At 37.0% G+C, this 14,234-nt stretch carries 14 protein-coding genes; 11 read left to right on the top strand and 3 right to left on the bottom strand.

What is annotated here, in order from left to right:
- Nucleotides 1–28 precede the first annotated feature (28 nt).
- The 3 genes from MKY30_RS05085 to MKY30_RS05075 are packed head-to-tail and all read left to right on the top strand — an operon-like array spanning nucleotide 29 to nucleotide 2,856.
- Nucleotides 29–1,189, top strand: a complete 1,161-nt coding sequence (locus MKY30_RS05085; RefSeq protein ID WP_339283676.1) for a hypothetical protein — start codon at nucleotides 29–31, stop codon at nucleotides 1,187–1,189.
- Nucleotides 1,190–1,216: 27 nt separating this feature from the next.
- Nucleotides 1,217–2,116 (top strand): ABC transporter ATP-binding protein, encoded by a 900-nt coding sequence (locus tag MKY30_RS05080; protein ID WP_341082964.1) that lies wholly within the window; start codon nucleotides 1,217–1,219, stop codon nucleotides 2,114–2,116.
- A gap of 17 nt (nucleotides 2,117–2,133) precedes the next feature.
- Entirely contained in the window at nucleotides 2,134–2,856 is a 723-nt protein-coding gene (locus MKY30_RS05075; protein WP_341082963.1) for a hypothetical protein, read from the top strand.
- Nucleotides 2,857–3,132: 276 nt separating this feature from the next.
- Here the strand turns inward: MKY30_RS05075 and MKY30_RS05070 are convergent, their stop codons facing one another.
- The gene (locus MKY30_RS05070) at nucleotides 3,133–4,737 is read right to left on the bottom strand and encodes an FMN-binding glutamate synthase family protein (protein ID WP_147211364.1); all 1,605 of its coding nucleotides are present in this window, start codon (nucleotides 4,735–4,737) and stop codon (nucleotides 3,133–3,135) included.
- Between the two features lie 431 nt (nucleotides 4,738–5,168).
- On the opposite strand from MKY30_RS05070, the gene MKY30_RS05065 reads away from it, so the two are divergent.
- From MKY30_RS05065 to MKY30_RS05040, 6 genes are all read left to right on the top strand, one after another.
- A complete protein-coding gene (locus MKY30_RS05065; RefSeq protein WP_147211363.1) occupies nucleotides 5,169–5,879 on the top strand; it encodes a Crp/Fnr family transcriptional regulator in 711 nt (236 codons plus the stop codon).
- A gap of 297 nt (nucleotides 5,880–6,176) precedes the next feature.
- Nucleotides 6,177–6,785 (top strand): ECF transporter S component, encoded by a 609-nt coding sequence (locus MKY30_RS05060; RefSeq protein ID WP_147211362.1) that lies wholly within the window; start codon nucleotides 6,177–6,179, stop codon nucleotides 6,783–6,785.
- A complete protein-coding gene (locus MKY30_RS05055; protein ID WP_147211361.1) occupies nucleotides 6,778–7,518 on the top strand; it encodes an energy-coupling factor transporter transmembrane component T in 741 nt (246 codons plus the stop codon). The genes MKY30_RS05060 and MKY30_RS05055 overlap by 8 nt, the downstream gene beginning before the upstream one ends.
- Entirely contained in the window at nucleotides 7,515–8,366 is an 852-nt protein-coding gene (locus tag MKY30_RS05050; RefSeq protein WP_341082962.1) for an energy-coupling factor ABC transporter ATP-binding protein, read from the top strand. Before MKY30_RS05055 ends, MKY30_RS05050 begins: the two co-directional genes overlap by 4 nt.
- A complete protein-coding gene (locus tag MKY30_RS05045) occupies nucleotides 8,367–9,179 on the top strand; it encodes an energy-coupling factor ABC transporter ATP-binding protein (protein WP_147211359.1) in 813 nt (270 codons plus the stop codon).
- Nucleotides 9,160–10,086 (top strand): nucleoside hydrolase, encoded by a 927-nt coding sequence (locus tag MKY30_RS05040; protein ID WP_147211358.1) that lies wholly within the window; start codon nucleotides 9,160–9,162, stop codon nucleotides 10,084–10,086. The genes MKY30_RS05045 and MKY30_RS05040 overlap by 20 nt, the downstream gene beginning before the upstream one ends.
- 221 nt (nucleotides 10,087–10,307) lie before the next feature.
- Here the strand turns inward: MKY30_RS05040 and MKY30_RS05035 are convergent, their stop codons facing one another.
- Together MKY30_RS05035 and MKY30_RS05030 are read right to left on the bottom strand one after the other, a co-directional pair.
- Nucleotides 10,308–11,222, bottom strand: a complete 915-nt coding sequence (locus MKY30_RS05035; RefSeq protein WP_341082961.1) for a carbohydrate kinase family protein — start codon at nucleotides 11,220–11,222, stop codon at nucleotides 10,308–10,310.
- Nucleotides 11,223–11,339: 117 nt separating this feature from the next.
- A complete protein-coding gene (locus tag MKY30_RS05030) occupies nucleotides 11,340–12,086 on the bottom strand; it encodes a MurR/RpiR family transcriptional regulator (protein ID WP_147211356.1) in 747 nt (248 codons plus the stop codon).
- 260 nt (nucleotides 12,087–12,346) lie between these two features.
- Between MKY30_RS05030 and MKY30_RS05025 the strand changes: the two genes are divergently transcribed.
- Both MKY30_RS05025 and MKY30_RS05020 read left to right on the top strand, forming a co-directional pair.
- Nucleotides 12,347–13,195 carry a class II fructose-bisphosphate aldolase gene (locus MKY30_RS05025; protein WP_147211355.1) on the top strand — a complete coding sequence of 283 codons (849 nt, stop codon included), beginning with the start codon at nucleotides 12,347–12,349 and terminating at the stop codon, nucleotides 13,193–13,195.
- An 11-nt stretch (nucleotides 13,196–13,206) separates the two neighbouring features.
- Entirely contained in the window at nucleotides 13,207–14,211 is a 1,005-nt protein-coding gene (locus tag MKY30_RS05020; RefSeq protein WP_147211354.1) for a zinc-dependent alcohol dehydrogenase family protein, read from the top strand.
- Nucleotides 14,212–14,234 lie beyond the last annotated feature (23 nt).

The following is a 14,234-nucleotide window of genomic DNA, read 5'->3' as shown; positions in this document are numbered from 1 at the left end:
ATCACACTAGCCGGAGAGGATAATTCATATGTTTTGGAAATTTAGCCTTTTTGAAATCAAGCTATTATTGAGAAATCGGAAAAGCGCCTTTATCGCTCTATTTCTGCTGCTCTTCTTCCCTTTGTTTTTTATGTACTATAGTCAGGAGGAGCCGGAAACCTTAACAGAGCAGAAAAGAGCAGAAACACAGGCCTCCTATGCCATTTTTTATCATCTCGATCAAAAGCGTCATGATATGCCAGAGGTAGCGGAGGTATATGATTATCATACACAAATTCAAAGTCTGCTCGGTATGCAGGTGTGGAATATTGGCAGCGGAAAAGATGGAGAGCAATACGTTGAAGACGGGCTTGAGATTAATCAATTAAGACTGAAGGTGCATGAGTTAGGAAATGAAGGTATCCCAGATTATTTAATCATTCCAGAGGAAGAAATATTAAAGGAAAATGCATTGCTGGAGTATATTAAACAGAACGATTTACCAATTGATTCAGAATCATTTATGACCAACAATTATTTTGCAGATGCCTTTGCAATGGTGTCCGGTCTGGTGTTTTTGGTTATTATGTTAATAAGCGGGAATGAATTACTTGTTTATGAGCTGAAGCACCAGTCAGTGATGCGCGGCTTACCTTTAGCATTTATGCGGAAGGTAACAAGCAAGATTATGGTTTATGGCATATTTATTTACTTGCTTCTTCTCCTCGGATTTTCGATAGGCAGTCTGTATCTATCGTCGAAAATGGAAGGAAATGAATTCTCCTTTCCCATACTTATCTATCAAAATGAGGAATATACAGCGATTTCAGCCAGCCAGTACCTTCTTTATCTCTTTTTAGGGATGGCTCTGGTTATCATTCTCTTATTATTGCTATCTATTTTGTTAAACATGCTTTTCAAGAATGCTTTTGCAAATATACTGGTCGGCCTCGGTATTTATCTATTACCTGATATTGCAATGGCTGCCGGGTTCAATTGGAACTTCTTGCATCCAGTTAAATTTATTGATATGAGCAAGGTCCTGTCCGGTGAACTTGCTGTTGAACTGGAGAACAGCTTTATTGATTATTGGAATGCAATGGCTGTATTAGGTGGTCTCAGTCTACTCTTAATCGGTGTAATTTATGCTATTAATAAAATTAATTACCAGAGAGTGCCTAAGGATATGCCGCTGGAAAAAACATTCTAAAATAAACAAAGAGAAAAGAGGTTTATCATGCTGAAGCTGAAAAATATTTCTGTAAGCTATAAAGATAAAGTAGTATTAGATAACCTTTCACTTACGGCAGAAAGCGGAGAAATCATCGGTTTAGTAGCTCCAAATGGAACTGGGAAGACAACCTTATTTCATGTGATTTCTAACTTCTTAAAGCCCAATAATGGTACAGTTATCTTTCATGACAAGCTGCAATATAAAACGGAAAGAAATGAAATAGCGATTCATAAGCAGCTGACGACCTTTCCGGAACAGAGAGATTTATTTGAAGAGCTGAGCGGTATAGATCATATGAAGCTGTATGCAAATATGTGGAAGGGAAGCACGGGGAATGTTCAGAAGATTTGTAAACAGCTCCATATGGAAGGGTACGTAAAAAAGAAGGTAAAAACATATTCCCTGGGGATGCGTCAGCGATTATGTTTTGCTATGGTTGCTGCTGCAGATACACCTGTTATGCTGATGGATGAATTAATGAATGGGCTGGATGTAGCGAATGTTGCCCTTATTTCAGAGTATCTGATGGAGATGAAAAAAGAAGGAAAGCTGATATTTGTAGCATCGCATTTGCTTTCCAACCTAGATTTATATGCAGATCGTGTTCTTTATTTAAAAGATGGTAATATTATTCATCAGCAGGATTTCAGCCGTGCAGATGAGAAATTTATCAAAATAGATCTATCCTCTGAGGAGTATGGAGCATTAAAGGAATCTTTGCCGGAGGACCATCTTTATATTGCGAACCATCTATGCTGTATTCCTCTTGCAAAATTGGATGAAGCTGAAAAGAATGCCTGGATTACCAGACTGTCTTCTTATGAAGATAAAGAATTAACAATTGGACCGCTCGGAACAGCTGAATACTACAAAAAATACTATCATGAAGATAGTAAGCTGTAATGCTATGAGGAAGGAGCGTGGATGTAGTGAAACAGATGTATTTCCTCATTATTGTTCTAATTTGTTTGTTTGTGCTGGCTGGATGCAGTCAAAACTCCCCTAAATCAAAGAAGGTATTAAGCTATCAGGAAAATAGTGAAATTATTGGAGAAGAAAAGGAAGAGATTATTGGAGAAATCAGTGATACGATGTATGAATCTATTGACCGCAGTAATGCAGAAGCAGAAGAAATTGTCATCGGTCCACTCCCAAGAGAGGGAGAAGAAATTACTCCACCGGAAGGCAGATACAGCATTGGTATAAGCCCCGAAGATTATTATCAATCTGGCCGCGTGCTTGTATATGATGAGGAGGATATGCTTCTGATAGAGGCGTTGGTGGATGGTTATTATGGAGTGAGCAGCATAACTGTAGATTTAAATGGTTCTCATACTGTCTATGCAGATGGAATTGACGAGCTTATCCTGATTCCAGAAGAGACAAATAGTTCCAATGAATTAACAGCGGGTATTTCGGAAGTCGGGAAAGATATTGAACCTGGAAATTATTCTGTTGTAACAGACTGGGAGTATGGAATGGGCTACCTGGAGATTTTTGAAGAAGGAGAGCAGCCGCAGGTTTTTGAAGTTTTGATTGATCCGCTGGAGCCGGATATTGATGTGGAATTGAAGGAAGGACAGAAGGTGAAGATTACCGGTTGGAATGGTTTGTATACTCTGCAGTTTGAACCGCAGTTTTAAAGAAATATTATGGGGATTTGAATGTATTCGAAGTTCTTTTTTCATAGAGAATTATTTGAAACTCTCCCGGCTAAAAAGAGTGACTGATAATAAATTTATGAAGCCGGGAGATATTGAACACTAATCCTATGAGCCTTTCAACTAACAAAAACCTTAATGAAGTGAAAAAATCACGAGACTTTGTGAGAGAAAAGCAATCATTCCTACAAAAAGGAATTTTCGTTTTATAATAATAAAAGAAGGCTGCGCTAAAAGCTCTACATGAAAAAAGCCTGACTAACTAGAAACCGAAACGGGAAAATCTTTCGCAATTAAATCATCCAATGAACAAACGCGCTGATAGTCATCTTTATATTGAATATGTGATGATTGAATCAGTATTGGTGAAGTGACACCCGCAGCTGCCGATATACGAAACAGGCTTTCACGGAGAGTAACGAGATAGTTCAATGCCCGGTAAGCCTTTTCATCGACAACAAGTGCTTTTTGTAGCTTTGGGTCTGTGGTGGCTACACCGACAGGACAGCGATTGGTATGACAGATTTGCGCCATAATACAGCCGACTGTAATCATGAATGCACGCGCAATCTGAACGAGATCTGCGCCCATACCAAGAATGACGGCGATCCGATCTGCCGTAAAAAGCTTTCCGGAAGCGATTAATTTAACGCGGTCGCGAATCCCGTACTTTTTCAATGTCTGGTCTGCAATGATAACCGCAGATTTAATGGGAAGACCAACCCGGTCTGCCAGTTCCTGAAAGGTTGCACCTGTTCCTCCTTCTGAACCATCTACCGTAATAAAATCAGGACCTGTACCGGATTCTCTCATATAACTGGCAATGTCTTCTAATGCGTCCGGGCTGCCGATAACTAATTTAATGCCAACGGGTAACCCAGTATGATTACGAATCTGCTCGATAAAAGAGAACATAGACGGAACATCATCAAATTCATGGAAGCGATTCGGACTGTTTATCTCCTGATAGGGCGCAACATTACGTATAGCAGCAATTTTTTCTGTTACTTTTTCTGCATCGACATGCCCTCCACGGGTTTTTGCTCCTTGCGCAAGCTTAAGCTCAAAAGCTTTGACCTGCGTGATTTCGCTCTTTTCCTTTAGTAAATCCCAGCTGAAATCGCCTGCTCTTGTACGGACACCAAAAAGCCCGGGACCAATTTGGGCAATGATATCTGTATTACCGGCTAAATGATAATCAGACAAACCCCCTTCACCAGTATTCATCCAGGAGCCCCCAGCCATTCCAATCCCTTTAGACAAGGCAGAAATTGCATTTTCACCTAATGCGCCATAGCTCATCGCAGACATACCAATCAGTCCCTTTACGCGAAAAGGTTCTCTACAGTGTGGGCCAATAACTACTGCATGTTTGTCGTTTAAAAGCCAGGGCTGAATTTGTTTATTCTCTAATTTTTCTTTGCGGCTTAATAAATTATCTTCTTGTACGGCGTAAATTTTTGAATCAATCTGTTTTGTATTATCTACATCTAATTCCTCCTGCTGTTTAGGAAACACAGCATTTTTTACATAAAAATCCGCCTTCTCAAAATCACGCCGGGAACCAAAGCCGATCATATTTTTATGATATTTGGCAGGCATAATAATATCGCGATAATCATCACGGGAGAATGGTTTACCAGAGGTGTCCGCATCAAATAAATACTGTCTGAGCTCTGGACCTGCTTTTTCCAGTACATATCGTATCTTGCCAAGCAGCGGGAAATTGCGCAAAATGGCATGTTGTTTTTGCTTTCGATCCTTCCAGTATATGTAGATAAATAAGACGATTGGAACAAAAATAATAGCAAAAACCAAAACGGCTAAAGAAAGCAGAATAAATATCAGAGAAGAAAATTCCATGTTGAATACCTCCTTTACTTGCTTTGCTAAAAAGATAAAGATGTTAATGAATATGGAAATTTTCTAAAGTGCTATAGTATCTTGATACCCTTTTTGAGAAGGATTACACGTATATTTTAGAGGACAGGTAATCGTAGTTTCAGGCCCATTCACAGGAGGATAAAGAGAAAAAATCCCATTGAATAAAAGCCCACTTTACCAGGAAAATTGCAGTACAACCAAAAAAGAGTATGATAAAATAAAAAACTAAAATTAATATGCGATATATATCCTAAGATAGGTATACGCATCTTAGTGTATTTTTTTCTGGATCGAAATTGGCCAATGTTCCATCAAGCGTATACTCTTGTAATATAATTATTCATTTATTAGTGTCGACCCACTGATATAAACATAAAACCATTTAGTATAGAGTACAGGAGAGATATCGAATGAAATTAAAGAGAGTGTGGGATAAGTACGCAGACGAAACCAAGTTTAATTTTTCAATTATCTCGGAATTCCTTGATGAGTTTGGCAAGGAGATGGTTTTGAAACCAGATACTGTCATTGTCTCCAGGGGTGATTTCCCGACACATGTTTACTTTATTAAAGAGGGAGTAGCTACCGGTTTAAGAGATTATGAGGATGGAAAGGACTATAATTATTTTCAGGTGGACCAGACGAACGGGAATATAGGATTGCTTGAAGTCATTTCCAGGAGGGAAAAGTATATTGCTACCATTACATGTTTAACCAAAGTTACATTAATCAAGGTTGATTCTGCAATGGTCTATCAATTAATAATGTCTGATATTTCACTATTGCGAAGGTGTTCTGTCCTGCTGGCGGAAGATTTATATAGCAGATCTGGAAATGATGGTCTGTTTTATCATTATCAGGGGATTGATCGAGTCCGGTATTATTTAACCCGATATTATGAAGATAAAGCGATGAAACAAGCAACGGATAGCATTTATATCGGTGATTATTATAAAGATATTGCCAGCCAAACAGGGATAAGTCTTCGCACTGTGGGGAGAAGTATACAAAAATTAAAAGCACTTGATGAGATAACTGGTTTAAATAGAAAATTAATGATGACAAAACAGCAGTATATTAAGATGAAACAGCATATTTGGGTTAGCGAAGATAAGTTATAACATTAACAAATACTTATATCAGGATTAAATACAGACGATTCACAAATTGGCAGGGCATATTTCCTGCTTATCCCAATGCCATTTTACTTGAATAGTGAAGATAAAAGTTACATCTGAAAGGACATTTGACCTTTCAGTTTTTTTCTATAGGAGGATATACTGGGGTTAAACATAGAGAACCTTCCAGGAAATGAGAGCGCTTTAAGTATATTCAATTACAAATCTTTGGCAAGGAGATTATCCTGGATGCCATTGATGGATATACATTATAAAATCTAATAAAAAAGGAGCAGGATGATGAAAAGAGGGATAAAGCATGATTTCTCGTTACTGGCACTGTTATTAATTCCAGTAGGTGTTTCATTGAATGTGGTAGGGTATCAACTATCAACCATTCTTAAGCTGCCTGTGTTTATTGATCAAATCGGAACTATCATGGTATCAATGATTGCAGGTCCATGGATTGGACTTTTAGCGGGACTTTTAGGGAATGTTGTTAATGGAATGCTGAATCCAATTGCAATAGGCTTTAGCATTGTGTCAGTAAGTGTTGGCCTTGTATCAGGATACTTTTCCAAATGGAGATTCTATACAAATATTTTCGGAATCATTATAGCCTGTGTTCTTTTGACCATTGTACAGGCATTTTCTGCAGCTATTGTAACTGTTTTTCTTTTTGGTGGTGTGACCGGTGCGGGAACAGATTTAATTACAGCAACATTTCTTGCAACAGGCAGGGAATTATGGAATTCCGTTGTATCTACAAATCTCATTTCAGGAGCAGTCAATACCATTATTAATTTTGGAATCAGCTGGCTGATTATCAGAAAAGTACCAGACAGATTTTTAATTAAATTAAATTACGGTGCACCTTATATTAAGAAAGAGGTGAACGTAAATGGATAGCCGCATAGGGAATTTGTATCCTTCTTCCAAATTTACTTTTATAATACTGATTATTCTGTTGAGCATGTTTGTACCCGGATTTATATTTCAGTATATGATTTTTCTATTCATCTTTCTAATAAGTCTCTTTTCAGGGACAGCGATAAAATTTTTAGCAACGTTTATGAAATCTATTCCAATTCTTATAATATTTATTTTTATCTTTCAGGTTTTTCTTATTGTGAATGAGGATTCTCAACAAATATGGGCATTTATCCATTTCTCTCAAATAGGCTTAATGACAAGTTTAACGATGACATCCAAAATCGTTGCCATCAGTTCAAGCATCATTTGGTTTTTCCAGGTCACACGAGTTAAAGATATCGTTTATGCTTTAGAGCAATCAGGTGTTTCGCAAAAGGTAACCTTTGTGATTGCTTCTACGATTCAACTTATTCCTCAGATGCTGAACTTATCTAGAACCATTGCAGATGCTCAGAAATCACGGGGAATTGAAACGGAAGGAAACCTGTTCGTCAGAGCGAAGGCATTTATTCCTATGATTGGCCCTCTAGTTCTGTCTTCTATTCAGCAAATCGAAGAAAGAGTACTTGCTTTAGAGTCACGTGCATTTTCTTCAAAAGCCAAAAAGACATCGATTTATGAGTTGAAAAAACAAAAATTCGATTATATTATCATGATATTTTGTATACTTGTTCTCATCGTGTATATTGTTTGGAGGATAAAATTATGAGTATTATATCATTAAAAAATATTAACTACACTTATCCCTTAGAAGAAAAACAGACCATCCATTCCTTTTCTCTGGACTTGGAAAAAGGATGTGTTTACGGTTTAACAGGGGCAAATGAATCCGGAAAAACAACAATATGCAATATCATCAGAGGGTTTATACCTGAGTTATATAAAGGGGAATTGACTGGAGAGGTTATGATAAAGGGGAAAAATATCAATGATTATAACATTGGTGATCTGGCAACTATTATTGGTTATTCATTCCAAAACCCTTTCACACAATTATCCGGAGTAAAAGATACTGTCTATGAAGAAATCGCCTATGGCATGGAGAATATAGGTGTCTCACGTGACAAGATGATCCAGAAAGTTAATGAGATTTTGAAAATGTTCCAATTAGAAGACTTAATAGATAAAAACCCTTTTGAACTATCCGGAGGACAGAAACAAAGGGTAGCTATTGCATCAGTTGTTGCACTTGATCCAGAAATAATTATTTTAGATGAACCAACTTCACAATTGGATCCTAAAAGTACCGAAGATATTTTTGAAATCATTCAGTTATTAAAAAAACAAGGTAAAACAATCTTACTGGTAGAACATAAGGTAGATTTACTGGCTGCATATTGTGATGAAATTTTATTAATTAGTTGTGGAGAACTTGTTATGCAGGGGCCGGTGAAAGAGATACTATCGGATCCCAAAGTAGTAGAGTATGGGGGACAATTACCTCAAGTGGCTTTATATTTTATCAAAAAAGCAGAGGCGAATGGTTTATCAGCAAGTCAGGTACCATTAACGGTTCAAGAAGTTTATGATCATTTAAATAAGGATGGTGAAGCATAAATGTCCTACCTTTCTCTAAAAAATGTATCGTATTCTTATGCGAATGGGTATGAAGCTGTCCAAAATATGAATTTAGATTTTGATTTAGGTGAATCAGCCGCTATTATCGGACAGAATGGTGCTGGTAAAACAACAGCAGTTAAATTAATGAACAGGCTGCTGATACCAACAGAAGGCGAGGTATTCGTCAATAACCTTTCTACAAAAAAAGCGACAACAGCAGAGATTTCTAAAATGATCGGTTATGTATTCCAAAACCCGGATGATCAAATTTTTCAAGATACTATTTATAAAGAAATTGCGTATGGCCTGAAAAATCAAAAGCTGGAATCAGCTGTGATGAAGAACAAAGTGGAGGCTGCAGCCGAAATTTGCGGATTGAAAGAATCCTTAAATGAACATCCATATAATCTGCCATATTCTAAAAGGAAATTCATTACCATTGCAGCAGTGTTGGCTACTGATCCAAATGTAATTATTTTAGATGAACCCACGGCAGGGCAGGATAGAGAATCAATAGAACGCTTAGGCAAGCTGATTAGTCATTTAGCAAATCAAAACAAGACAGTTATTACAATTACACATGATATGGAATTTGTTGTTCGTGAATTTAAGCGAGTTATTGTTTTGGCAAATAAGCAAAAAAGAAGAGATGCTTCGCCAAGAGAAATTTTCTGGGATAAAGAACTTCTGAAATTAAGTGATTTAAAACAACCGTTTATATGTCAATTAGCAGATACCTTGGGATATAAAGGAATTCTCACGATAGAAGAACTGCTGGAAAGGGATAAAAATGAAACATATTATAATTGATTGCGACCCGGGACACGATGACGCATTAGCCATCATAACTGCGATTGCTAATAAAAAGAAAATAAATATTCTAGGTGTGACAACCATTGGTGGAAATCAGACATTAGAAAAAGTCACTGCTAATGCAAAAAATATATTGGAGTATGTTGATTCTAGTATCCCTTTAGCGACCGGGCAAGCAGAACCTCTAACGAAAAGTTTACGTATTGCTCCGGAAGCACATGGAGACAGCGGAATGGATGGCCCTTACTTTCATGGTGAAAAATACCCGATTGCTTCCGACAATGCTGTTCTATTTATGTACAATAAAATTATGGAATGTGATCACAAGGTGATTTTAGTCGGGTTAGGTCCTTTGACAAATATAGCATTGCTGCTAAAAGTGTTTCCTCAGATAAAAAATAAAATAGAATATATCAGCATTATGGGGGGAGGGCTGGATCATGGTAATATAACCCCCCTTGCTGAATTTAATATCTATGTAGATCCGGAAGCAGCGAGGATTATATTTCAATCAGATCTTCCCATTGTCATGTCTGGATTGGATGTTACCGAGAAAGCAGAAATAACAGTAGATGAAATTGAATCATTGCAGCATAAAGGCAGAGTGAGTCATCTGGCCTATGAACTGCTCCATTTCTATAATCAATCTGGGAGACAATTTGGCTTTACTAACAGTCCGATACATGATCTATGTGCTATCGCATATATATTAAATCCGGACATATTTTCTGGATGCTTCTATTCAGTTGATGTTGTGACAGATGGAACCGCAAGAGGTTTGACCTTTGCTGATAAAAGATTCGTTTCCGATAAAACAAAAAATACTTTGGTATTGGACGAAGTAGATAGAGATAAGTTTGTAGATTTGCTGATAGAGGCCTTAGCAGTGTTGGATAAGAATTAGTAGATAGATAAATGGAAAATCACAGGAAAACAGTGTATTTTCATTGTTTTTCTGTGATTTTTATGAGGGCGTTTGAACTTTGAGTTTCTATACTAATAATTTTCATTATAAAAAATAGCCATTTCTACTAAATATAAACACTTTCTTGCTCATGCAGTTTTTATTGTAATTCTTGGTCAATATAACCCTTTCAACATTTTACCTTGATAAATGGAAGTTTATCAAATATTTATTTCTATTCCCCTTTCTCTTTTTCGATTCCGAACATTCTCTAAAGTTGGAATGGAGAGCTGTCCCCCAAGCGTTTCCACAGAAATGGAAGAGGTTAGTGAAGAAATCAGTATAGTATCTTCTAAAGAATAATTATTATCTAAGCAATAGGCAAAAGCCCCATGGAATATATCTCCTGCCCCCGTAGTATCAACAGCCTCTGTAGTAAAAGGTGGAATATGATAAATATTTTCTCCCTTTTTGTAGATAGACCCATAACTCCCAAGGGTAATTACGATCGTATTTGCGTTTATTTCCTCCAGTCTGGAAAAGGTGTCCTTCCAGGTTTGATCATCATTCATATCGATAGTTACTTCGGAATATTGATAGGCGAAGTCTTTGGAACAGACCAGATAATCAACAGCTTTAATAATATCTAAAAGTTCCGGTTTAAAAGTTCCGGCGTCCATTAGCGTAATTGCCTGCGGGTATCTTTCGACTGCTTTAAGAATACTTTCTTTTTCATGCCCGTCAATGAGAATGACGTCTGGTGAGTGATCCGGCCATTTTATCTCAAAATTTTCCTGAGGCAAAGGATTATTTAGAATGGTCCGGTGACCATTTTGCTGATTAACAATGATACAGCTGATACTGGTAGCCAGTTGATTATCGATTTTTAATGAGCCAGTATCAACTCCGGCAGTCCTTAATTGCCCCATTATTTTCTGGCCGAATAAATCCTCTCCAATACGTGCTATAAGTGAAGTCCTGCTTCCCCACAGTGCGCACAGATAAGCTGCATTTGCAGCAGGTCCTCCCATACATTCTACTCTTTGCGGAATACGGTATTTTTGATTTTCAACAATCGGTGTATCGGCAGGGAATGTTATATCGTAAACTGCCTGGCCGATAGAAAGAATACTCATTTGATTACCTCCTTGCCATTCATATTGAGAATTTCATTACTAATATAATTGTACTCAATTTTGCAATGTAAATGGTTCCATAAATAGAAGGAATAAGAAAGCATTATGAAAATCTATTCATTTACTGATATATTCTATAATTGTCCGGGTAATGATGTTTAAAGGGATTCTGGAATAAACATCTAATCCTTTAATCTTCATAATATTTTCGGTATGTCCAAGAATGGTTATATCTGATAGTTCCTCTAATTTTGTTCCCGGTTTACAACAGATAGTAACTATTTTGGCATTATTAGTCTTAATAGCCTTTGCAGCACGTGCTAATTCAGGAGTGGTACTTTGAATCGTAATAAAAATGGCTAAATCTCCTTCTTTGACAATTTTTCCTGCATTAAGCATCCACATAACATCCTTGACAATTACCGTATTAAATCCTACCAGCTGTAAATACATTTGGAACTCTTCTGCTACCAGAGCTGTAAATCCTCTTGAAAAAATATATACACGATTGGCGTTTTCTATGAATTTAATCGTATCGAGTATGGCAGTGGTGCTTATATTGTCTATCGTATAAGTACATTCACGAAAAGACTTTGCCAAAATTTTATTGACTTCATAAGGAGAATGGTTTTCTCCTTTTTTTTGTTTTTGTTCTGAAATTTTGAACTTTAACTCTGAAATTCCTGAAAAGCCGCATTTTTGTATGGTTCTGGAAACGGTAGCCGAAGAGGTGAACGATTTTTCAGCAATACTGGTAATCGACATTACAGGAATTTTATCTTCATTTTGATTTATATAATCTATTACAAGAGCTTCAGATTCTGAAAGTCTTTCGTAAATTTCTTTATCCAGCTGGATAATCATCTTAAATCCTCCTAATTCTGTAATCAGCAATCTATGAAAAACAAAGATGCTATATGATGAATAAGTTTTCAAAATTGCCTGCTTTAGCTGATTTTTCGGGAAACATTTTCACTTAATCAGCGACTGAAAGCATTTTTATTACTATATAATGAAATTAATAAATATACGTATATTTAAATATTATAACATCCGGATGTTTAGGTCTATCCGGGATTTAGAGAGTATCTGAAGTAAATAAGCAGGTTGGAGGATTATAAATCATGTATGTCACATTAAAAGAAGTTTTACAAGAAGCTGATGACTTAAATATGGCAATAGGGGCTTTTAACACGCATAATTTAGAAATGTTTCCATCAATTATCAAGGCTGCATATAGACAGAAATCACCAGTCATTGTTCAAGTCAGCAGCGGAACTGCCAATTATATCGGCTATCAAAATTTGGTGGCTGTATGTAAATCGATGACAGAAGAATATGGTGTCGATGCAGTATTGCATCTGGATCATGCTAAAGAATTTGATGATATTCGTAAGGCAATTGATTCGGGATTCAGCTCTGTAATGTATGATGGTTCTTCCTTTCCCTTAAAAGAAAATATTCTGGGGACAAAGCGCGTGGTAGAGTATGCTAAAAGATTTGGCGTAAGTGTGGAAGCCGAATTAGGAACGATTGGTGGCGCAGAGGAGGGCATTATCGTTAATCAGGATGAGGTGCAATTAACGAATCCTAAGGACGCAGCTGACTTTGTCAAACTGACAGGGATTGATGCACTTGCTGTCGCTATCGGCACCAATCACGGGCAATACAAATCAAAAACATCTATCCATTTTGAGCAGCTTGAAATGATAAAAGATGCAGTAAGTATCCCATTAGTTATTCATGGAGGAACAGGAGTTAAAGATGAAGACGTTAAAAAAGTCATTGATTTAGGTATTAGAAAATTTAATGTAGGAACCGAATTATTAGTTGGATGGAATCAAAAATCAAAGGAATTGTACGATAAGAATAAAGAAAATGTATCGAGCAGAAATAATATTATTCCCGGATTAGAAGTGATTGAAGAAATTGTTGAGAGGAAGATACAGCTATTCAAAAATATAGAAGGGTGAGGTAATACATCGTGAAGGCTGGATTTTATATTGGAGATTATAAATATGAAGTAAGAGATATTCCAAATCGGGAACCAAAAGAGTCTGAGGTGAAAATCAAAGTCGCCTGGTGCGGACTCTGTGGCACGGATATTCATAAATTCCAGGGGATGAACGGTGCAAGTGTGGTCATCCCTCCCATTATCCTGGGGCACGAATGCTCAGGCGTCGTTGAAGCAGTTGGACCTGATTGTACTTTATTTAAACCGGGAGATCGTGTAGCCTGTGATCCGAGCTATGGATGTGGAAAATGTAATTGGTGCAAGCAGGGATTCCCTAACTTTTGCCATGAACGGCACGGGGTAGCAAAGGGGTTTAGTGAGTATGTATACCCTCCTGAGAAAAATGTCTACCTTATATCAGATTCGCTTGATTTGAAAAGTGCTGCTTTTACAGAGCCGCTATCATGCGCTGTCCATGGACTGGATCTAATAGAAATGGAAAGCGGGAAAACAGTTGTCATGTATGGTATGGGCGCAATAGGCTCTTTAATGCTGCAGTTGCTCTCCCTTTCTGGGGCAGCAAAAATTATTGTAGTGGAGAAAGAAGCAGAGAAGCGAAAGCTGGCAATCGAGTTAGGAGCTTCAGAAGCAGTAAATGATATGGAAATTGAAGATATCAGTCAAGAGATAAATGTTGATTATGTCATTGAATGTATCGGCTTGAAAAAGACAATGGAGCAGGCGATAAGAATAGCAGGTAAGAAAGGGAAGGTACTCCTATTTGGATTAGGTAATCCAGATGAATTCGTAAGTTTTAATCAATTTGAAGCTTATAAAAAAGAGGTAAGTATTTATACTTCCTATTTAAATCCTCATACCTCGCAAAGAGCAATTAATTTATTGGAAGAAGGAAAAATTGATACAAAGAAAATTATTAGTGCCGAGCTTAACTTAGATGAAATTGGAACCGAATTACAGAACCTGACACATTCAAAAAAAGGTAAAGTAATGGTTTATCTGAGCGGAGAATATTAAATTAATCCATTAGAGGGGTGAAT

Source organism: Oceanobacillus sp. FSL W8-0428 (assembly GCF_038004405.1).
Lineage (GTDB): Bacteria > Bacillota > Bacilli > Bacillales > Amphibacillaceae > Oceanobacillus > Oceanobacillus sojae.
The sequence above is the reverse complement of the archived record's forward strand: the minus strand, read 5'-3'. Positions and strand labels throughout refer to the sequence as shown.

What these genes read in the sequence shown, in the direction of transcription:
- MKY30_RS05060 (WP_147211362.1), top strand. Translation starts at nt 6,177, where the DNA reads ATGAAAAGAGGGATAAAGCATGATTTCTCGTTACTGGCACTGTTATTA.
- MKY30_RS05085 (WP_339283676.1), top strand. Translation starts at nt 29, where the DNA reads ATGTTTTGGAAATTTAGCCTTTTTGAAATCAAGCTATTATTGAGAAAT.
- MKY30_RS05065 (WP_147211363.1), top strand. Translation starts at nt 5,169, where the DNA reads ATGAAATTAAAGAGAGTGTGGGATAAGTACGCAGACGAAACCAAGTTT.
- MKY30_RS05025 (WP_147211355.1), top strand. Translation starts at nt 12,347, where the DNA reads ATGTATGTCACATTAAAAGAAGTTTTACAAGAAGCTGATGACTTAAAT.
- MKY30_RS05035 (WP_341082961.1), bottom strand. Translation starts at nt 11,222, where the DNA reads ATGAGTATTCTTTCTATCGGCCAGGCAGTTTACGATATAACATTCCCT.
- MKY30_RS05045 (WP_147211359.1), top strand. Translation starts at nt 8,367, where the DNA reads ATGTCCTACCTTTCTCTAAAAAATGTATCGTATTCTTATGCGAATGGG.
- MKY30_RS05055 (WP_147211361.1), top strand. Translation starts at nt 6,778, where the DNA reads ATGGATAGCCGCATAGGGAATTTGTATCCTTCTTCCAAATTTACTTTT.
- MKY30_RS05070 (WP_147211364.1), bottom strand. Translation starts at nt 4,737, where the DNA reads ATGGAATTTTCTTCTCTGATATTTATTCTGCTTTCTTTAGCCGTTTTG.
- MKY30_RS05080 (WP_341082964.1), top strand. Translation starts at nt 1,217, where the DNA reads ATGCTGAAGCTGAAAAATATTTCTGTAAGCTATAAAGATAAAGTAGTA.
- MKY30_RS05040 (WP_147211358.1), top strand. Translation starts at nt 9,160, where the DNA reads ATGAAACATATTATAATTGATTGCGACCCGGGACACGATGACGCATTA.
- MKY30_RS05050 (WP_341082962.1), top strand. Translation starts at nt 7,515, where the DNA reads ATGAGTATTATATCATTAAAAAATATTAACTACACTTATCCCTTAGAA.
- MKY30_RS05030 (WP_147211356.1), bottom strand. Translation starts at nt 12,086, where the DNA reads ATGATTATCCAGCTGGATAAAGAAATTTACGAAAGACTTTCAGAATCT.